The sequence below is a fragment of the Flagellimonas taeanensis genome, from assembly GCF_003584105.1.
Lineage (GTDB): Bacteria > Bacteroidota > Bacteroidia > Flavobacteriales > Flavobacteriaceae > Flagellimonas > Flagellimonas taeanensis.
This window is the reverse complement of record NZ_QXFO01000008.1, coordinates 156,191-177,145: the sequence shown is the minus strand read 5'-3', so window position 1 is coordinate 177,145 and position 20,955 is coordinate 156,191. Positions and strand designations below refer to the sequence as shown.

Below are 20,955 nucleotides of genomic sequence, written 5' to 3'. Positions count from 1 at the left end.
ATTGTTATCTGGCCAGGTCTATTCGGACCAAGCCTTTCCGCCTGTGAGTTCCTGCAGATCACCACAGGGAACAAATTCCCCGGGGATGGGCAGATAGGCCAGCACTTCTTCACCGACCATCTCGGATGACTTGTAGGCCCATATGGCCAAATCCCTAAGTTCGTTGGCAAAAGTATAGCAAGCCACTTCCGAATCCAGAGTGGCCTCGCCACCTTGCTGTATGGTCTGAAAATAGTTCATCACGGCTTCCCTGTGCGCATCCTCTTCTTCGTCGGTGCGCTTCCTAAGATACGTCGTCAGTACGGGGTCGATGTCCTCCACTTCCAGGTCTGCTAGGTTCTCCTTGCCAGAGCTCTCCAGTATCTTGTCGTAGAACTTCTCCATCTTCATCATGGTGAATTCCCTTTGTTCCAAGGGCATCACCTCATCCATGTAGGAATCGATAAAGGTGTGCACGTTTACCTCTGTAGCCGATGGTGTATCGGTCTTGGGAAGGATTACGTCCAAGGTCAGGGCCAAGGCCTGACCTTGTTCCTTGCTAAGAAAGCTGGGGACCCATTCGGCATAGGATGGCTTGTCCTTACAGCTTTGGAGCAGACTTAACAGTGTAGGGGTCGCCACGGCATAGCCGAAGGCCATCCCCATGTTCTTGAGTGCTGATCTTCTTTCCATTATATGTTTCCTTTTTTAAGTTCTTGGGCAGCATGGTCGGCAGCCCTTGCGGTGAATGCCATGTAGGTGAGCGAGGGGTTTACACAACTGGCTGAGGCCATAAAGGCGCCATCGGTCACATACACGTTCTTGCAGGTGTGAACTTGGTTGTTTCCGTTGACCACGGAGGTTTTCGGGTCTAGGCCCATCCGCGCCGTACCCATCTCGTGGATCCCCAAGCCGAGTGCCCCTGGATTGTCAAACGGCTGAACATCCCTCAACCCTGCTTTGGTAAGCATTTGAACGGCCTGTTCCTTCATATCTTCCCTCATCTTCCATTCGTTGTCCCTGAATTCGGCATCGAAAGTGACGGTGGGAAGTCCCCATTGGTCTTTTTTGTCATAATCAAGGGTCATTCGGTTGTCCTCATAAGGAAGAACCTCGCCAAAACCTCCCATTCCAAAAGTCCAACCACCAGCATTCAGCATGGCGTCCTTATATTCCTTTCCATGTGAAAGTTCCGCTACAGTCTGTTCCCAGTTGCCTCTTCCGGCACCTCCTTGGTATCCATAACCACGGATGAACTTGTCGGAATTGGAACCATCGCCCAAATTCCTGAACCTTGGGATATAAATACCATTGGGCTTTCTTCCCTTGTAGTATTTGTCCTCGTAGCCGTCGAACTTGCCACTGGCCCCAACACCAAGGTGATGGTCCATGATGTTTCTTCCCAATTGGTCCGAATCGTTTCCAAGACCGTTGGGGAACCTATCGGATCTGGACTGCATCAAGATGGAGGTCGAAGCTATCGCCGAGGCACAAAGGAAGATGACCTTGGCCTTGAACTCGAACTCCTCTTTGGTTTCCCTGTCGATCACCTTTACACCCGTTGCCTTTTGGGTGTTGGGGTCGTAGATGACCTCGTGTACGATACTGTCCGGTCTTAGGGTAAGGTTTCCTGTTTTCTCCGCTGCGGGCAAGGTAGATGACAAACTGCTAAAGTAGGCCCCGAAAGGACACCCTCGGATACAACGGTTCCTATATTGGCAACGCACACGGCCATCACCCTCAAATTTTTTATCACTGTTGATGTGTGCCGTACGTCCTGCGGTGACCACACGGCCATCAAAATTTTCGGCCACTTTTTCGCGGAAATGTTGCTCCACGCAATTGAGCTCCATCATGGGCTCAAAAATACCATCCGGCAACTGGGGAAGTCCCAAGGCTTCACCGGAAACGCCGATATAGCTTTCCACCTTATCATACCAAGGGGCAATATCTTTATAACGCACGGGCCAGTCCACTGCAATCCCATCATTTTTGTTGGCACTGAAATCGATGTCGCTCCAGCGATAGCTTTGGCGGCCCCACATGATGGAACGGCCTCCTACGTGATAACCCCGCTGCCAATCGAAACGCTTGGTTTCGTTGTAGGGGTGGTCCACATCGTCCACGAACCAGAAGTTATGGGCTGAGTTGCCCAAATAGCCAGTTCGTAATTGTTTTTCTTGTCTGGCTTTTTGTTCCCTGGTCAATTGTCCGCGATGTGGAAGGTCCCAAGGATCCAAATTGGCTGTTGGGTAATCCTCGCGGTGTTTTTTCATAGGGCCACGTTCCAAGACCAAGGTCTTGAGACCTTTCTCGCAGAGTTCCTTGGCTGCCCAACCGCCACTGATGCCCGTGCCCACCACGATAGCATCATAGGATTCCTGTTCCTCGTTGAAATAAAATTTGCTCATTTAGTATATTCTTAGTTGGCTCAATTTACCAATAAATAATTAATGCTTGAGCGATGTTTCGCTGAATAACAAACCTTTATCCGTAAAAATTAAATGGGGAGGGGTGAAAAGAATTTATGAAAGCCTTGTTGGGAGTAGGGATTTGAAGGGATATAAGGGTTGTTCCAACACTTATAATGTTTTATGTTAAAATTCAAAACCCTTCCAAATTTGTGACTTGAAAGGGTTTTCTGTGGTCCCACCTGGGCTCGAACCAGGGACCACCTGATTATGAGCAGCTTTTTTTAGTTGTCATAAATTTTCATTTGGCTTCTTTTGTGTTGATTATCAATGTTTTATGAAATTTTATTTTTCATTTAGAAGCATCAATACTACCTTTAAATGACCATTTGTTGTACCTATGTTGTACCCAAAACACCGCTGAAAATGATCAATGTACGAACGGTTTTAAGAAAAAAACAGCTTTCCGATGGAAGTTATCCGGTGTGCCTTCGTGTAACCAAAGATAGGCGATCTAAATACTTCAAGACCATTTACAATGCATTTCCAAAGGAGTGGGATGAACGTACTGGCTCCTTTAATAAAAACCATAGCAATTTTATTCAGGACAACCGGTTGTTATTAAAGTTTAGGGACAGGGCTTTAAAAGTGATTGCAGAGTTGGAAATGGAGAAAGACGATTTCTCTTTGAGGGAATTCGAACATAATTTTAGACTAGCTTTCAATCCGATCAGAAGAAACGTTTTTGACTTTTGGGATGAAATAATTGAGGAATTGAAGCTCGCTGGCAGAATGGGCAATGCCCGTTTTCACAACGATACCAGTAAATCCGTCCAGAGATATTTAAAATTTGACAAAGACCTTTCCTTTACGGACATTACCCCTGCCTTTCTTGAAAAGTATGAGGCCTATCTGCGCTCACGTGGTGGAACAGATGGAGGTATTGGTGTAAGGATGCGATCCATAAGGGCTCTCTACAACCAGGCCATCAGAAGGAATATCGTAAAAGAATCCCTATATCCCTTTCGGACATACAAAGTGTCCAGATTAAAAGGAAGGGGAGCCAAAAGGGCACTTACCTTTGAAGAGGTAAAGCAAATTATCAACGTTGACCTTTCTGAAAATCCTGAGCTTTTGAACAGCAAGAACTATTTTGTTTTCAGCTTCTACACCCGAGGAATGAACTTTGCCGATATGATGAAATTGAAATGGAAGGATATCATAGGGGGAAACATTTACTATACCCGGTCCAAGACCAAGGGAAACTTTACTATTAAAATCCTGCCCCCGGTTCAGAAAATCTTGGATCATTATCGTAAAAATTCATTGGGCACGAAATATGTCTTTCCGATTTTGCTCCATAATGAGCTTACCCCAAACCAGATAGAAAACCGCAAGACCAAAGTGCTAAAAAATTATAACATAGACTTGAGAACCATCGCCCAATTAGCTGAAATCGAAAAATCGGTGACAAGTTATGTGGCACGTCACAGCTTTGCCAATTGCCTTAAGCAAAAAGGTGTTGCGACAGATGTGATCAGCGAATCATTGGGCCATCAAAATATGGCCATAACCCAGGCCTATTTGAAGGAATTGGATACATCTGTTGTTGATAAAGCCATAGAAGTTCTTTTATAATGTGAATCACATTTCGTTTCTCAATAAATATCTTTATTTTAATTTTTTTCAAGGCAAAACGACTACTTTTTAAATTATGGGTTCCATTCTCGAAACTATAAAAATGTTGACCCTTCGCGCTTTAGTAAGTGATGAAGAACTCATGTACGGTCTTGTCCTTAAAGGTGGAAACGCTTTGGAGTTGGCTTATAAGATAACGGACAGAGCTTCCAAAGACGTGGACTTTTCAATTTCCGGAGATTTCACCAATGAGGAATACAAAAGAATCAATGGCAAAATGCAGGGACTATTGACCCAGGAATTTGAAAAACACGATTTGGTGGTTTTTGATGTAAAATTTTACGAAAAGCCAAGGCAGAACAAGGTGAAGGAATGGAAGGGATATCAGCTAGCTTTCAAAGTAATCGATTACGAAAACTACAATCCTGAAGACAAGGATAAGAATAGAAGGGAGGCTCATGTAATCCTAGAAAATAATTCTACAGTTTTTACGGTCGACATCAGTTCCTATGAATATACAGAACCTAAAAGGTTGGTGGATGTAGAAGGTACCATTTTTTATGTGTATACCCCAGAAATGATTGTATTTGAGAAATTGAGGGCGCTATGTCAGTCAATGCCCGAGTACAGGGATATTGTTCCCACTGCCAAAATGAAGCTTAGGCCACGGGATTTTTATGACATTTGGAACTTGTTTCAAAATTTTCAGATTGATTGTACCTCTTCTGAAAATAAAGAAATGCTTCAACATATCTTCGATGCGAAGAAGGTGCCATTAAAGTTTTTGGATTTAATAGAAAAATATAAAGATACCCACGCCCAAGACTGGATAAATGTAAAGGATACCATCACTGCTAAAAGTGAGGAGTATGATTTTTACTTTGATTTCGTACAGGAACGAATCAAAGAGCTTCAATCCCGATAGGGTGATATATGCCCCATTTTTCATTCAGCTTTTTATTGGATAGATTATAGGCCTGATAGAAGTTGATATTTGTCTTTTTATCCAAAAATAATTGTAGGTCTTTTTTTGAAAAACCTATTAGGTCCAAGTAAAATCCAATGAGTTGGTGGTAAGGATATATATAGTCCAGTTGAATAAGATATTCGTTCAGTTTTGTCACATCAATATTTGACTTTGCATTTTTGAATGCTTCAAGCACCTCAAAGGCTCCGCCGGAATACACGGGACGGACGGCAATGTCAATTAAAGTACGTTCAAGATCTGTGACGGTCAAATTCTGTCTTTTTGTTATCCCGATATTGATAGACGTATGCTTTCGCTGAAGATAGACATAGCGAAAGCCATCAAAAGTTGATTTATAGGATTCCCTCGCCACACGCTGTGGTTTGGAAAATGCCCTATCTACCGCATCCTGCTCCAACTCGACATTTTCTGGTTTCAATGCATAGGCATCCTCATATTTTTCCTCACTGACATAAACTGTTTTTGGTAACTGAAGGGTAAGTTGGTGGATTTGCATGGCAGAATAATAGCTTAAGTATCCATCCTTTTTAACGGTCAAACCCACATGGAAAGGTGTTGCCTCTTTCTTCCTTAAGATTCGTTTTTCAGAGGTATGGCCCTCATGATTTTGAACATCCAACAATAGTATTTTACGATCGTTCAAGAAAGTGATGAAGTGTTTGTAGTTGCGATAATTAGCTATTCTCCATTTATCTTTTTCTGAATCAAATATCTGTTGGATGTCATGAGTTGTATAAGCCTTGAAAGGGTGTTTTTCAAAGAAAGTAGCAATATCGGAAGCCGCTCTGTCAAATGATTCCTTTGGCATATTATTCAAAAGCATAGTATCATATATGATACTATGCTACAAAGGTATGCATTTTTTTTGAAAAAGTCAAATGTTGTTTGTTTTGTAGAAGCTCGGAATAGAAAAACGTGAAGTTTTATTCGTTATCTCATATATGAGATAACGATGCGAAGTTATGCTTATTGTACCAAAAAAGCAACTTTTATAGGTTAATATTATTATCACTAGATTGACGTTCTTTTGGATTATTTAAAAAGCCTGAGGAGGGAAAAAGAGCTGATTTTGAAAACATCCTTTTAGACAAACTTCCCGATGTTTTAAACATTGCTCAAAAACAAGACAATAAAAGAACAACCTTTAGGCATTGGGGAAACAAAGAAAAATCGAGTCTCATGGAAAATGTCTAAACCTATTCCTAGACATTTTCTTAGACATTTCTAAAGCAGAAATTTCCAAATAAGAATTTTGTTTTGGTTCTCTATCTATTGAAATTGCTGATTTCAAAGCATAAAGGATAAGGCAACAAAGCAATGGGAATTTATAACTTTTACAGACGGCATGGAGCATTTAAGGGAAAGACACCGTATGAGATATTTATGTATCAAAGCCATATAATTCAACTCTGGCAAAATTTCTTAGTTAAAATTCGAGTTTATCCCCAAAAAAAGGTGATTTCCTCAAAAAAATACTAAACCTTGATTTATCCGAATACATAATAATCTGCCAATCAAGAGAAGTATACTCATTTACTTGGGGCGAGTTGATCAACAACACTGATAAATCAGCTTCAGCTACCAACTATAACAAGGGTTAAATTTCCTGGCAAAAAAGTATAATAAAAAGGGTCACATTTCTAATTGCTGATGTAGAAGCACAAAGATTTTCACATTTTTTTAAGAAAAAAAGCGAAAATACTCCCTCTCAGTCAACAAATAATCCTTCTCAGATACAAAGTAATCCCTTACAGATCCATCATCCTATTTAAATTTACCATTGTAAATCAAATGGTTACAAATAAAATGAAATGGAGCGCAAAACATAGCAGGATTATTTTGGAGATCATATGTCTGTTGTACATCCTCCTTTTTGCTTATGCCGCTGTCAGCAAACTGTTGGATTTTGAAAGTTTTCGCATTCAATTGGCCCAATCCCCCCTTCTTACCGCACATGCAGATTGGGTGGCCTGGACGGTTCCCCTTTCAGAACTGATCGTGGCAGGAATGCTTTTTGTCCCTCGGCTACGGTTTTGGGGGCTGAATGCCGCCTTTTTTTTAATGGTCATGTTCACCACCTATATTGTCATTATCCTAAACTTTACCGACTTCATCCCCTGCTCCTGTGGTGGTGTTCTGGAGGATTTGGGATGGACCGAACATTTGGTCTTCAATCTCCTTTATGTGCTTTTGGCACTCATCGGAATCCTTTTATTGAATATACAGGTCAAGGACAAGGGGACCCAAAACCAACAGCGGAACCATCCTTCGGAACCAAAAAAATTGATGGGCAAACCGCTTGTAATCATAGGGGCACTTGCCTTGGGAAGTATGGCCCTGGTGACGGGCCTATTTCTATGGAGCGAGAATATGGTCCACCATCGGAACAATTTCACCCGACGTTATCCCCACCACCCCATAAAACGTACCCATGAACTGGATCTGGGCTTCAATTCCTATTATCTGGCCGGAGCTGGCCAGGGTAGGATATTTTTGGCCAATCCCACTTCCCCGCTCCATATGGTGGCCAGTGATACCACATTAAGAGACACGCTACACATCCAAATGAACATCCCCCATGAAAACATAGGTTTTCGGTCCATCAAGACCATTGTACACCCTCCCTATTTCTATTTCATGGACGGCACGGTACCCATCATATTCAGGGGCAGGACCGATACATGGGCCGCCAATCCCAAATTAAGGGGCAAAGCCTATTTTTCATTGGCGGTTCCCCTGTCCCCCAACACTTTTGCCATACGGGTACGCAGTACCCAAAACAACGAAAATGAACTTGGGTTGGTCCGGTTGGGGGACAGCATCCCATTATCGTTGAAACCCGACCTCCTACAAAAACAGGTTGACGGCGTCTTTGATACTGATGGGGTATTGTTGCACGACCCGGTATCGAACCAAGTGGTATATGTGCATTATTATCATAACAAAATCATTTTGGCCGATACCCTATTGCAAAGAACACGCTATGGCCGGACCATCGACACCATCAGCTTTCCCCAGATAAAAGTGGCCGCGCTTCAAAAGAGCAATGAACGAAAAATGGCGGCCCCTCCCTTGATCGTCAACAAAAGGGCCGCGGTCAACAACGGCCTTCTTTTTGTCCAAGGAAATCTTCTGGGCAGGAACGAATCCAAATATATGTGGAAAAGGGCCTCGGTCATAGACGTGTACGACCTAATGGACTCAAGTTATGTCCTAAGTTTTTATGTGCACCATATACGGGGCGAACCCCTTAAGGATTTCTTGGTCTCCGAGGGAAATTTCATCGGGATCTTTGACCAGACCTTGGTCACCTATAAACTGGAAGGGCCGCCTTTTGATAACATAAGGGCAAATGCCCAAAACGATACACTTGCAATAATGCAGGATTAGACAGAAAAACCGGCACAGCTCGGGCAGACAACCCAAAGTGTCGGGTAAAAATATCCGGATGCTCCGCATCAAGGTCCAAGGCCTATCACCTTGTTGTTGGAGCTGAACAAAAGCATGGGTCTTAATTTTTAATTCTATTATTATGAGAAAAAATCTTTTAAAAACAATCATGCCCGCTATAGCAATCGTTTTTGCCGTGGCGGCCGCCTTTGCCACACAGGCAAAGACTGAAAGCAGTTCCGCCCTTGTGGATGCGTACATCCCCATGGGGCCAGGGCAACCTTGTCAGAGCACCCCTATCCAATGTGACACATCATTGAAAGCCAACATTTGTACCTACCAAGGACAACAGGCCTTTGGATTGGCGAATGAAGATGATGTGACCAGTTGTAGTGTAAATCTCTATAGGGATTAAACAGCTATGAACTGGTAATTTGGCTGTGCAGTAGGGGAGCACCGGGAAATCGGTGCTCCCTTTTTGCAAGCATTTTATGGCTCTTCTTTGAGCATCCATTCCCCTTTGGGTTGGTCCTTTAGATAATGGCCTATCCATGCATTGATGCGACTACTGAGATCTTTTCGCTTTTCCTTGTTCCGTATAGCATGTTTTTCCCCGGGATAGACCAAAAGCACATGGTCCTTTTTCAAACGTCTCAATGCCAAATAGAGTTCCACACTCTGTGTCCAATGTACATTACGATCATCCTTCCCGACCCATCCCAACAAGGGTGTGTTGATGGAATGAGCTTGGTAAACCGGAGAGTTCTCGATAAAACCTTGAAAGTTATCCGTAAAGCTATCACCCATCCGTAATTGATGGTGCTCGTACCGCCATGCCTCATCAAGTCCTCTCGCCTCGCCAATGGAAAGGTAACTACTGACCAGATCGGTAATCGCAACCCCTGCAATGGCTGTTGCAAAAATGTCCGTTTGGGAAATAATATAGGTGGTCTCAAAACCACCGAAGGATGCCCCATACAATCCGATCCTTTCAGGGTCGGCAAGGCCCATATCAACCACCTTATTGACGGCAGAGACCACACAATCCAACGCACTCTCCCCAGGCTCGCCGATCTTGTACCGGATATCCGGGTAGAGCACCAAATACCCATTGGAGGCAAGGGCCGAAGTATTCATTATTTGATACTCCGATGGAGGCACTGCCTCATTGAATCTATACTGTTGCTCCTCATAGATGTGCACCATCATGGGGTATCTTTTCCCTGGTTCATAACCCGAAGGATACACCAATACCCCTTCAATTTCTTCACCCTCCTTGTTCTTATAACCGATCAATGAAGACCTGCCCCATTTATAGTCCGATTGAAAGGCATTGGGGTCAACCAAGATCTTGGGATTTTGGCCTATTTTTAAGTGAACCAGTCGGGTCGGGTCTTCAAAAGTTTCTTCAAGATAAATATAATCCTGGGTATCCTTTGCCTTTTTCAATCCATATATCCGCTTTGGTTTGTAAACCAAGGTCTGCAGGCCCTTTTTCTTGTTCCAAAAAAAATAACCGGAACCCAGGTCATCCCCAGACCCTTTCAAGATCAACCCTTCTCCTCCATCAAAAATACCGTCCATAAAGTTGGAAAAATAATATGTGTTGTCATGTTCGAAGGAGGCATTCCTATCAATCCGATATTGTATGCTTTTTTCCTTTCCCCGAGTCAGCCGTTTGTGTCGTTTGCCATCAGGCGAAATCTGCCAAATGTCAAATCGGTCATAGACCAAAATCATGTTCCCTTCCTTGTCCCATCCGGGACTGCCGTAGGGCACTTCATCCTCCTCCCGCCCATAGTCCAAAAAAGACCATTCCGATTTCAGGTTTTCGGTGAGGTTGACATGGACTCCCTTTTTAACATGGTACACCCACCAATCCCCGTTCTTGAAATACTTGAGGTAGCTCCCGTCCTCCGACATGCCCACATACTTGCCCCAATAGGGCAGCTTTTCTTGCAACAGTTGCTGTTCTCCGGTGGCCAGTTCCTTTAGGTAAAAGTCCTTATCGGCATCCCGTTTGAATTGTGGCTCATTGTCCCACGAATTATATATCAGGGCATGATCAAACTTTGGGGTGGGAATCGCATAGGGATGCTCTGATGTGGACAGTTGCAATGTTTTCTGGGTCTTAGGCCACCATGCCCAAACACGAGCTTTGTCCGGGAACAACCCCAACAGTTGTCTCCGTGGGTAGATCAATGGATCCTGGGCGTGCCAGAGTTCCACTATTTCGCCATAGGTTGGTCCTTTGGAGTCCAAGGAGCCTTTTTGGGGCTCCAGTCCAAATAAAACCTTGGAATCGTCGGGGGCTACCAGCATACGATGATCGGCCAATTGCAGTTCCACCTTACCTAAGAATTGCTCGCCATCCAACCGGAACCAATTCATTTTGGAACCAATGATAAGGAAATAAAGTCCTAGGCCATCTTTGGTTTCACCATCCTTCTGAAGGAATGCAATACTGTTGCCGGAAGGACCCCACACCAATCGTTGAAAGGGAAATCTGGATTCCCGTAATTCAACGGGTTTCCATTCACCGGGTCCCAAATCCAAAAGTTGAAGTGCATATGTTCCTTTTTCCCTTGTGATATAAAGGAGCTTGTCTCCCTTAGGGGAAATAAGATGGTAATCCACTTCCTTTAGATCAAATGTCCTTTCTGTTTTCAGGGACCTGAATTCAAGATCATATCCGCCTTTTTCTGCTCCCATTTTATTTATCAGGAGCCCCGTACCATTCAATACCATTTCATGTCCCAATATGGTGCCAATGTCCTCTACATCCCCATTGCCGAGATTCTGTAATTGTAATGCCCCTTCCTTGGATATGACCGCTTTATCGCCATCGGCCGTGAATTCCAATTGTCCCCCGCCCGGATGGACATACTGGGTATCTCCTTCCGTAGATTGGATAAAAAGGGTATCCTGCCCATAATCGTACTGCTTTGTGTAGGAGACCCATTGGCCATTATCGGAAATTTGGGGCAGGAAAAGGGTGCTCCACCGATGGTAGTCCTTTGGGGTCAGGGACTTTTTCGAGGTTACCTGCCCCCATAAGGGGCAGGCGGCTAACATCAATAAAATAAATGAAAACAAAACCTCTCGGTTTACCTTTGGTTCCCTTTCTCCGTTTCCTGGAATAAGAGTCAATATTCCCTTGTTTTGCTCTGTTCTAATAACCATCGTTTTGGGGGTTTAGGTTCGGGTTGGCCAAAAGCTCGGATTGTGGTATGGGGAACAGCAGATGGTACTCCTGCCAGTTCGGCTTTAGCGGTCCAAGTACCTCCCCTGCTTTTTGAAAGCGTTTCAGATCGAACCATCGATGGCCGAACTCGGTAAAGAATTCGTACCTCCTTTCTTTCAAAAGGGCAACCTCCAGATCCATCCTATCGAGACCTTCCAGATCCGAAAGGCCTGCACGGCCGCGGATCTTGTTCAGGTCCGCCATGGCCCCATCAAGATCTCCCAATTGCATCCTGGCCTCTGCCCTGATCAAATAAAGTTCCCCCAATCGCAATACCACCGAGTGCTCCACGGAGCTTCCAGTAGGTGCATTGGCCTTGTATTTGTAGGGATGGTACCAAACCGTGGTACCATTTGCTATGCCTCTGGTCCAATGAACGGCCCGTTGATCTCCGGGAGCGAACCCGTCCATAAAGGATCGGGTAAGGGCACCTTGGTTGATGGGAGGTCCCGATTCAAAAACAAAGGTCTGGGCCTCCAGGGTATTCCCTCCGGACGATACTGGTTTCAACTGCCATAAGGTTCCCTTGCTCCCTTTCAAAAAAACTTGGCCCAGATCTTCCTCCCACGAATAAAGATCTGTCCTGTCCAGTACATCATTTGAAAGGGTCAGTGCCCTTTCCCAATCACCAGAATATAGGGCCACCCTGGCCAAAAAGGCCATGGTCACATATCGGTTCACCCTGACCCTATCTGGCGTCACATACAATTCTGGGAGCAGATCAATGGCCCTTTCCAGATCCGCGACCAACTGTTCATAGGTCTCGGAACCTCCCAATTTCCCAATCTGGGCATTATCACGATAATCCGTTCGGGTCACATAGGGTATGTCCCCAAAAAGTTGGGACAGGTAAAAATGAATAAAACCTCTTAGAAAAAGGGCTTCTCCCTGTAGTTGTTCCCTATCCAATTCAGTAAGAATGGTATTCCCTTCCAAGCCTTCCAAAATAGAATTACAGGCATAGATAAGGTTGTAACTTTTGTTCCATAACGTAGCCAGCTCCAGTTCCGTGGCCAATACGGAATGGATGTTAAAATTGTAGATCGTTCCAATGCCGTCACCATAATAGTCCAGTTCATCCGCGTAATGTCCCAAGAGATTTCCGATGCCCCGGGAACCACCCGTGATCAGGGTCTGATTTCGCAGTCCTGCGTAGATGTTGGCCAAGGCCGCCGTTGCCGTGGCCCTATCGGTAAATACGGCCCCACCCGTCAACTGGGAGGGTGGCAGGTCCGTTTCCACAAAATCCGTGCAGCCCGGTATCAGCAATGACCACACCAAAAGATAAAGTTGATATACTATTCGTTGTATTTTCATCTGAATGCTATTTTGAATTAGAAAGTAAGTTGTGCGCCCAATGTGATCTGCCGTAGCGGGGGCAACCGCCCCACCCCGATGAATTCGGGATCGCCCCACCTATAGGAGGTCCATGTCCATAGGTTCTGTCCCTGGAGGTAGACCCTACAGTCCATACCCTTGGTCAACTTGGCAGGGATCCTATAACTGATCGAGGCCGTTTTCAACCGTACAAAAGAAGCATCGGACACAGCCCTGTTACTGCTACTGTATCGGTAAAAGGCAGATACGGCATCAGCATTGTTTCCCGTGGTATACCGTTGTTCGTTCGCACTATCACCTGCCTGCCTCCATCGATCCAGAACATCCACTGGCTGGTTCATCATCGAACCAGGGAAACCACCATTGTAGAGATAGTTCCACTGTCTTTGCTTGGTGAACTGGAATAGAAAATCCAATTCAAATCGGCCAATGCCGATATTGTTCGCCAAACCCCCATAAAGATCAGGATCCATATCCACTGTCCATTGTTGGTCGTTGGGCGATGAAATAACACCGTCCCCGTCAAAATCTCTGAATTGATACACTCCCGTGGTGGGGTCCACACCCGTACTGTAATACAGTTTACGTATCCCAAGGGATTTTCCCACCACAAGACTATTGGCGTAGGAAGAGGCCTCCAGTCCCGGAAAGGAAATCAATTCGTTCTCGGGAAGACTCAGGTTCAGGGAGAGCTGCCACTTTACCCTTGGGGTATGTACCAAACGGGAAGTGACTTCCAGCTCCACCCCCTTGTTCTGGACAATGGCATCCAAATTGGCCTGAAGACTGGTGAAACCTGAAGTTCCCGGCATGGGAATACCCACCAGTTGATTGGAGGATCGGTTGCGATAATAATTGCCCGCCAACAGGATGCGGTCCTTCCAGAGACCGAATTCCAGACCGACCTCCAATTTATCGTTGCGTTCCCATCCAAAATCGGGATTGAACAGACGGGTAGGCTGTAGGACACTGACCCCATCATAATTGGTGCCTCCCAAACTATAGGTCTCCCAAAATTGATAGTCCCCGATCTGATCGTTCCCCGTGGTGCCGTAGCTTCCCCTCAATTTACCATAGCTGATCACCGGAAGGGCCTCTTTTATAAAATCCTCCTCAGAGAACAGCCAAGCGGCCCCAACGGCCCCAAAGTTGGCAAACTGGTTTCCTGGACCAAACCGGGAGGAACCGTCCCGTCTGGCCGTTAGGTTAAGGATATATTTTTGTTGATAGTTCAGATTGATCCTGCCAAAAATGGCCTGGTACCTATACTCCGTCCCGGAATCCAAATTAATGTTCAGGGTGGTGGCCGCTGATATGTCCCCAAGGAGTTCGTTGCTTGGAAAACCTTGGGCATAAAGCCCCAATTGCTGCTGATCCTGTTGTTGGAAAGTACTTCCCAACAATACATCCAATTGTAATGGGCCCATATCCCCTTGCCATTGCAATTGGGGCTCCACGATCCATGAGCTACGGGACGATGTTCCACTGTAAATCGAGGAGTATCTGCTATCGGCACCAAAGGCGGGGTTGTATCTTGTCGAGGGCAGGATCCTACTATCGTTCACACGTGTATCCGTATAACCCAGGTTTACCTTGGCGGTGATCCGTTGGAAGACAGCATAGGAAGCGGTCCCATTTGTGGTCAGGGTCTTGGAATTGGAGGAAAAACGGCTCTCCAGATCGGCAAGCGGATTGTTCCAGGTATTGTCGGCCCAGTTCAGTTCCCCATCGTCGTCATAAAGGGCAGGGGCATTGGGTGCCAAGCTTCTTGAAATACGGGTAAGATCTGCTGCGGGGAGATTGTTGTGGTCGACAACGTAGTTTCCAGAGAAGTGGAGTTTGAAACGTCCATCCTCCGAAACATGGTCCAGGTTCAACGATACACTTCCCTTTTGATATCCTGATTCACCGGGAAATACGGTATTCTCCTTTTGGTAAGTCCCGCTCATCAGGTAACGGGTACCATTGCTGCCACCGGATACGGATGCCTGTGCCATGGTCCTGTGCACGGTTCCCCCGATCAGTTCCTTTTGCCAATCGGTGTACCGGTCCTGATCCCAAGTCCCGTTCACATCATAGACATTGGCGGGGTAGTCCCCAATGCCATCATTGGCAAAGGCCTCCCTTCTCATCTCCAAGTACTGTGGTGTGCTCAACAGGTCCATGAACCGGGTGACCCTGCCTAGACTGGTATTGAGATGGATGTTGAGCTCCGCCTTGCCCGACCGGCCCTTCTTTGTGGTGACCAGCACCACCCCGTTGGCGCCACGGGATCCATAGATGGCCGTGGCATCGGCATCCTTCAGCACCTCGATCTTTTCTATATCCGCGGGGTTGATGCCGTTGAGCGGGCTAATGGTCCCTCCAAGTATACCCGAGGTCTGGGAGTAATTGATGGGATCCGAGGCAAAGGGCACCCCATCCACAATATAGAGCGGGTCGTTTCCTGCACCGATACTGTTCCGTCCCCTGATCTGTATGTCGAACCCTGCCCCTGGCAGGCCCGAGGTCTGGGTGACGCTTACCCCTGGCATCCGTCCCTGTAGGGCGGCCAGTGGATTGGAGACAGGCTGTTTTTCGAATTCGGAAGCCGTTACCTTGCTGATGTTCCCCGTACGTTCCTTTTCGGTAACGGTATAGTAGCCCGCATTGAGCACCACTTCCCCCAACTGGGTCACATCCTCCTTCAGCATGACAGCAATTTCGTCCCTACCCGAAATGGGCACGGAAAGTGTCTTGAAGCCGACCATGGAAAAGACAAGCACATCGTCAGGACCCGCATTTATTGCAAAGGAACCGTCCAAGGCGGATATAGTCCCGATATGCTTGGACTCCACCACAAGGTTCACCCCGGCCAGGAGATTCCCCGAAGTATCGGTCACGGTGCCGGAAATGGTGGACTGTGGTGGTTCCAAGATATGGCCCGCCTGCATTTTGTGTGTGAAAAGGGGCACTAAAAAGATATATAGTAGCAGGAACCATGATGTCCTGCAAAAGCATTTTGGTGATTTATTCATAATGTTGAGTTCGTTTGAGTAAAGCGTTAGTTTGTATTCCACTGTCCAAAAAGTCAGCATAAAGGCAAAACTCCAAGAAGGACATCAAGGTTCGGACATAGGCCATCCCGTCCAAGTACCAAATGCAGTTGGAAATAGGGTTCCTTAATGAATAATGACTATGAAAATGTCCTAGGGCCGGATACCCCAAAAGTGTATGTATCAGCCAAGGGACAAAAGATGATATCGTGAACCGGAAAATGTTGCGTCTATCCCATAGCTTTAGTCTTTGGATTAGATTGGGTTTCTAGGCTTCTTCCTAAATAATAGATGAAATGTAGTTATTGGAACATTCCTTAAATAGTAAAGCATTATTTTAGAGTTTTAGTTGGTCATAAATGGTCAAAGAAAATCAGATTTCAAAAACAGCCCGCTATGTCCATTTGCAGTTAAAGGAAAAGAAGCTACTTTTATAGTCATTGTAATTGATGTTGAAAAAATAAAACCGCCTTTAGCTCGGTAAACCCATATTTTCTGTGGGCATGGGGTTTGTATTGGCGGACAGTAGTCAAAGGGTTTGCCCCCTTGGCCTGCATGGAGCCACGTCCTTGCTTTTGGTGCTAGAAGTTTTTGGTGCTCATTCGAGGCGCATTTGATGTTTTTAAGATTAAATTGAAGGGATTGGGATTGCACCTGTTTGTTACCGCAAATAGAGATATTAGCTGCAAATGATTTGCTGCGGAGGTGCTTTAATGGATTTGCTCTACTCGTTTTCATATACCCTAGTAGCTTATGATGAACGAGTTTAAAAAGCGAAAAGGCTGGAATTCCACATCCAACCTTTGTCCAGGCGCTAGCAAGCCTACAACACGGTTTTCAGTAGAACCCAGCCTAAAGAATTATGTAAAGATACATAATAGCTTTAGACGTGGGTTTAACTCTACCGCCTCGTGTTGTGTCGAAATGCTAGCTTCGGACGCTGAGGCTCATTAAACTCACAATCTATTTGATAGATGTAATAGTCAAGTTGAACAGCACAACAAATGCTTAGTTATGACTATGCAAACATAATGTGTTAGCGATAACTAAGCAAATGTTTTTGAATATTTTTTTAAGAATGGCAAAAAAAGTTACTCCAAAGACAAAAATAGAATTGAAGATTGTGAGGCTTGTGAAGGCTAGAAGGAATAAATTAAATCGTAGTCAATCAGATATTGGTGAACTATTCGGGGTCACACGTGGCTACATTGGTCAAATCGAAATGGATAGTTCGCCTAGCATGTATTCTTTTGATCAGTTGAACGAACTGGCGAAATACCTTGAATGTAGTATGAAGGATTTTATGCCTGATAATCCAATATAGACAACTAGCATCAAGACTTAAATCAATATGTTAGATCTGTAGAAATCCTGCCCTAATTTTTGGGGTATCTACACTAGGCCAAATTAATTTATAATCAATTCATGTATTTTCTTTACCCCTTGACTAAGACCTTCAACGTAGTAACTACTAGGAGTTGGATACTCCAAATGAATATCGGGATGAAGAATCTTGCTGAAGTATAATCCTACGGTTTGCATTTTACTTCCTGTCACCCCGCAAATAATTCTTTCATAATTACCAACTTCATTATAAATTTTATTTACAACATCTATTGTTTCCTTATAATCAAGAGTGCTGATACTGTTGGTCATAAAATTGTCCTTGTCAAGAGGATTATATATAGAAAAAGTTTCTATTAGTTTTTTATGTATTTCCTGAGTGGCGCTTTCCCTCCATTTCAATTTAGGATCTGGAGGTCGTCCATTAATTAAAATCAATCTATGAGGATTCATAGTTCCTAAAAGATGTCTTACAAGCTGTTCATTAAATGATGTGAAAGCTATTAAAGTAACTGGTTGACCCTGCATACGAATACTACTAAGACAACGTGCTCTAGCTATTGCCGCGACCCCTTGACTTGGATATTTTGCGAGAAAGGCCATGTTGTCTTTTGATTTCAAATATTCCTTATAAGAGGGGCTATATTTAGATGCTTCTGAATAAACAATCCGTATACTGCCATTATACTCCGTTAACTTAAGAAGACATATCAAGATTAGATACTTGCTCATAGTTGAAATGTCGACTATGATTTCTTCATAAGATTTAAGTTTCCTTGAAAAAAAATCTTCGATTTCATCCTCAATATTATTTGGCATTTCCCAATTATATCCTATTTCTTGTATACCGTTAATACAACCCAATCGTTTAAGTAATGTTTGTATTAGCGTCGTTTTATTCGGGCTTGGGTGCAAATCATTACTTAAATCATAATTAAACATAAGGGCCGAATCTAATATCGCTCCCTTTGTCAATTCAGATTGATATTGTAACCATCCTATTGTTCTATCTTCAAATCCATATGCGCCAATGAATAACCTTTTTTTTAAGGCTATTAATTTTTCCGCCCTTTGTAAATTAGGTAAATTCATTTTTTTCAAATAGGTTAGTTTGCTTTGGATCCGCTAGTTTATCCTTTTTCTTATCTTTCCAATAGATATAGAACCCCTTAGGATTTGTCAGCAAACTCATAAACTCTTCATTGTTCAAAGAGATACTGTCATGAGAGGAAAAAGAAAGATTTGTATAGGGAATTAACAGGCGATTTATAAAAAGTCTTGGGGTAAGCATTCCACGAACACTTTTACCTCTCCAATCTTGGAGAAAAATATGCCACCTTGTCAAGCCATTATAAAACATCTTACTTTCCGGAGATAATTCAAATTTATCCAATATTTCAATTCTAAATGCTTGTTTAGGATGCTGTCGCCCTTGATTTGAAATCAAAGGCCCCTGGGTCATCTCAAATCTTGAAACATTAACAAAAGCTTCAACTATATCTTTAAGATGTATACCAAACTTTCCATTATTAAATTTTGTTGCTTTCGTATCTTCCCAGTCCATCGGGTCAGTAACGGCCTCCATAAATTTTAAAAATTCTCCGCCTGCAGACCTAAATACCCTATCTTGGATGGATGGTTTAATAGGTGTTAAAGTAGCCTCCAAAGCTACATCGTTTTCAGCTTCTTTGAGAATGTCGACAAACATTTGAATCATAGTTCTTGTATCGCTTGACCACATCCCTACAAATGTGTCTACACCCTGATATAAAATTTTACGCTGCTTTCCTTCCTGTGAAGCCTCCCTCATTTTTTTTGACAACTCGTTATTTGATAAGGGGGTTTTACCAAGTATGTCGTCTAAACTGAAATTTTCTTCTTTCAGTAAATGGTGTCTTTTTATTCTTGGAATAAAAATTTTGTTTAATAATTCCCTCTTACTAGATTTAGAAAGATGAAGGCTTTCATTTGCCATATCAATTAACTCAAAATCTTGAGTTAATTCCAATGGTTTGCCTCTTACACCCGTTATGTCGAAGCTATTTGAAGACTCGGTAGAAATTTTAAAAAAAAGAGTGCTCCTTCTTTTGAAAAGAATTGGATTCAAGATTCTCTGTGTTTGACCACTTATAAGAGGCAGGGTGTAATCGTCTAAAAAAAAGTAAAAAGGTCTTTTTGTAATCCAAATAACATTCTTTTGAGTTTCTTGAACCATTAAATCTAGAAAATCCATTCGAGATGCCGGCCAGTTTTCAAACCCATCTTTTAACCCTAGCCTAACTAAACGGCAATTCTCTTTGGCCTCTTCAATATGTGTTCTAACATAGGACAAAATATCAGTTCCTTTAGGAGGGGTTTCGTAGTCCGGGAATATTTTAGAAGTAAAATCATCTAACCATTTAAATGAATCTTCTTTTTTTCTCTGTATAGCAAGTGACTTGCATAATTCTGCAAACCATAATAGATGAAAAAAATGAATAATTTGATCATCGATTGGCACCTTTGTCTTAAACGGAATATAAGGAAATGCTTCAACCAAATCTCGGCAGTTAACATAAAACCCAACAAACTGTTCTGACCCCTCAACGCCGGAACTTTGACCGATTAGACCATCCATAAATGCTGTAAGCCTTCTAAAGGTCATTGTTTTCCCGCATCCTCTCGCTCCTGTAAGTATAGTTATATTCTTACTTAGTAAGTTCTTTGAACCCAGTATTTCGGGAACAAATAATATTTGCCATTCGTTCTTATCTATACCTAAAGCCTCCGCATATAGATAATCCCCTGGGGCCATGGAAGTTTCGCCCCTTTTTTCAATCGCAACCTCTATTTCAGCATTTCTACCAATTTCGTCGATTTCGTTCACCAACGCTTCTAGACCCGCAAATCTTCCCTGAGTTGGATCATATTCCAGGACCTTTGTGTTTTTGAATTCAATCATTTTATCAAAAACTATACGATCTCTTGGGTTTAGACTGCTTCTTTCTATTCCTTTTAAAAGTGCAGTGAAAATTGTAAAAAGCTGTTTGAAATCATTTTTGGGCTTCAGGTCATTATGAGAGCCTCCATATCCAAAATCTGTTATCCAAATAATCGGCGGGTTGCCTATCATTCTAATATCGGGCCTGCTAATCATGATATTTCCCTCATGTAAATCTCCATGCTCAATATTTACACCATTGCAAGCATATAAAACCGATGCCACAGTTTTGATAATTTGTTCAATCAATACAAGCTCAAGATCTCCATGTATTTTTACATACTCTTTTAAATTCCACCCATCTATGAATTGATAAAGTATAAAAACTACTGGCTCGTCATTTTGATTTTTACATTCTCCGTGGTGGAAGTATGGCACTACATTAGGAACTCCTCTAAGCTTTGAAAGTTTTTCTAACTCATTTTCCCATCCAGGCCTTAGTTTTTTAGGAGATATTATTTTACACGCTAAAATATCTTGACTATCTCCTTTTCGAACAGCTTTGTAAACTCTTCCTGTTTTGCCTTTTCCTTTATACTCAGTCAGCACATAATCTTTCCATGGGCTTATTCCTATATTATAGTCTGAATTGTCTGCTGTCATCTTAA

At 43.4% G+C, this 20,955-nt stretch carries 13 protein-coding genes; 5 read left to right on the top strand and 8 right to left on the bottom strand.

Features of this window, described 5'->3' with window-relative positions; all coding sequences use genetic code 11:
• Window positions 1-18: 18 nt before the first annotated feature.
• Both D2V93_RS02960 and D2V93_RS02955 read right to left on the bottom strand, forming a co-directional pair.
• The gene (locus D2V93_RS02960) at window positions 19-672 is read right to left on the bottom strand and encodes a gluconate 2-dehydrogenase subunit 3 family protein (RefSeq protein WP_119618327.1); all 654 of its coding nucleotides are present in this window, start codon (window positions 670-672) and stop codon (window positions 19-21) included.
• Window positions 672-2,390: a GMC oxidoreductase gene (locus D2V93_RS02955; protein WP_119618326.1), complete on the bottom strand. Its 1,719-nt coding sequence runs from the start codon at window positions 2,388-2,390 to the stop codon at window positions 672-674. Before D2V93_RS02955 ends, D2V93_RS02960 begins: the two co-directional genes overlap by 1 nt.
• A gap of 426 nt (window positions 2,391-2,816) precedes the next feature.
• Here D2V93_RS02955 and D2V93_RS02950 point away from each other — a divergent pair, with 426 nt between their 5' ends.
• Both D2V93_RS02950 and D2V93_RS02945 read left to right on the top strand, forming a co-directional pair.
• Entirely contained in the window at window positions 2,817-4,028 is a 1,212-nt protein-coding gene (locus D2V93_RS02950) for a site-specific integrase (protein ID WP_182849930.1), read from the top strand.
• A 103-nt stretch (window positions 4,029-4,131) separates the two neighbouring features.
• Window positions 4,132-4,953 (top strand): nucleotidyl transferase AbiEii/AbiGii toxin family protein, encoded by an 822-nt coding sequence (locus tag D2V93_RS02945; protein ID WP_182849929.1) that lies wholly within the window; start codon window positions 4,132-4,134, stop codon window positions 4,951-4,953.
• Here the strand turns inward: D2V93_RS02945 and D2V93_RS02940 are convergent.
• Window positions 4,931-5,839 (bottom strand): type IV toxin-antitoxin system AbiEi family antitoxin domain-containing protein, encoded by a 909-nt coding sequence (locus D2V93_RS02940; protein ID WP_119618323.1) that lies wholly within the window; start codon window positions 5,837-5,839, stop codon window positions 4,931-4,933. The two genes, D2V93_RS02945 and D2V93_RS02940, sit on opposite strands and share 23 nt — an antisense overlap.
• 1,016 nt (window positions 5,840-6,855) lie before the next feature.
• On the opposite strand from D2V93_RS02940, the gene D2V93_RS02935 reads away from it, so the two are divergent.
• Window positions 6,856-8,406 carry a MauE/DoxX family redox-associated membrane protein gene (locus tag D2V93_RS02935; protein ID WP_147377352.1) on the top strand — a complete coding sequence of 517 codons (1,551 nt, stop codon included), beginning with the start codon at window positions 6,856-6,858 and terminating at the stop codon, window positions 8,404-8,406.
• 142 nt (window positions 8,407-8,548) lie between these two features.
• Window positions 8,549-8,821 carry a DUF6520 family protein gene (locus D2V93_RS02930; protein WP_119618321.1) on the top strand — a complete coding sequence of 91 codons (273 nt, stop codon included), beginning with the start codon at window positions 8,549-8,551 and terminating at the stop codon, window positions 8,819-8,821.
• Between the two features lie 74 nt (window positions 8,822-8,895).
• Here D2V93_RS02930 and D2V93_RS02925 read toward each other — a convergent pair whose 3' ends face one another.
• The 3 genes from D2V93_RS02925 to D2V93_RS02915 form a co-directional block, all read right to left on the bottom strand.
• Complete coding sequence (locus tag D2V93_RS02925) at window positions 8,896-11,481, bottom strand: alpha/beta hydrolase family protein (RefSeq protein WP_182849928.1); 2,586 nt, start codon at window positions 11,479-11,481, stop codon at window positions 8,896-8,898.
• Window positions 11,482-11,578: 97 nt separating this feature from the next.
• Entirely contained in the window at window positions 11,579-12,967 is a 1,389-nt protein-coding gene (locus D2V93_RS02920; protein ID WP_119618319.1) for a RagB/SusD family nutrient uptake outer membrane protein, read from the bottom strand.
• 17 nt (window positions 12,968-12,984) lie between these two features.
• Window positions 12,985-15,942: a SusC/RagA family TonB-linked outer membrane protein gene (locus D2V93_RS02915; protein WP_245978074.1), complete on the bottom strand. Its 2,958-nt coding sequence runs from the start codon at window positions 15,940-15,942 to the stop codon at window positions 12,985-12,987.
• A 1,135-nt stretch (window positions 15,943-17,077) separates the two neighbouring features.
• On the opposite strand from D2V93_RS02915, the gene D2V93_RS02905 reads away from it, so the two are divergent.
• Window positions 17,078-17,347 (top strand): helix-turn-helix domain-containing protein, encoded by a 270-nt coding sequence (locus tag D2V93_RS02905; RefSeq protein ID WP_147377350.1) that lies wholly within the window; start codon window positions 17,078-17,080, stop codon window positions 17,345-17,347.
• Window positions 17,348-17,430: 83 nt separating this feature from the next.
• On the opposite strand, the gene D2V93_RS02900 is transcribed toward D2V93_RS02905, so the two are convergent.
• Window positions 17,431-18,468: a hypothetical protein gene (locus D2V93_RS02900; protein WP_147377349.1), complete on the bottom strand. Its 1,038-nt coding sequence runs from the start codon at window positions 18,466-18,468 to the stop codon at window positions 17,431-17,433.
• On the bottom strand, window positions 18,446-20,950 hold the full coding sequence (locus D2V93_RS02895) for an ORC-CDC6 family AAA ATPase (RefSeq protein ID WP_119618314.1): 2,505 nt from the start codon (window positions 20,948-20,950) through the stop codon (window positions 18,446-18,448). Before D2V93_RS02895 ends, D2V93_RS02900 begins: the two co-directional genes overlap by 23 nt.
• Window positions 20,951-20,955 lie beyond the last annotated feature (5 nt).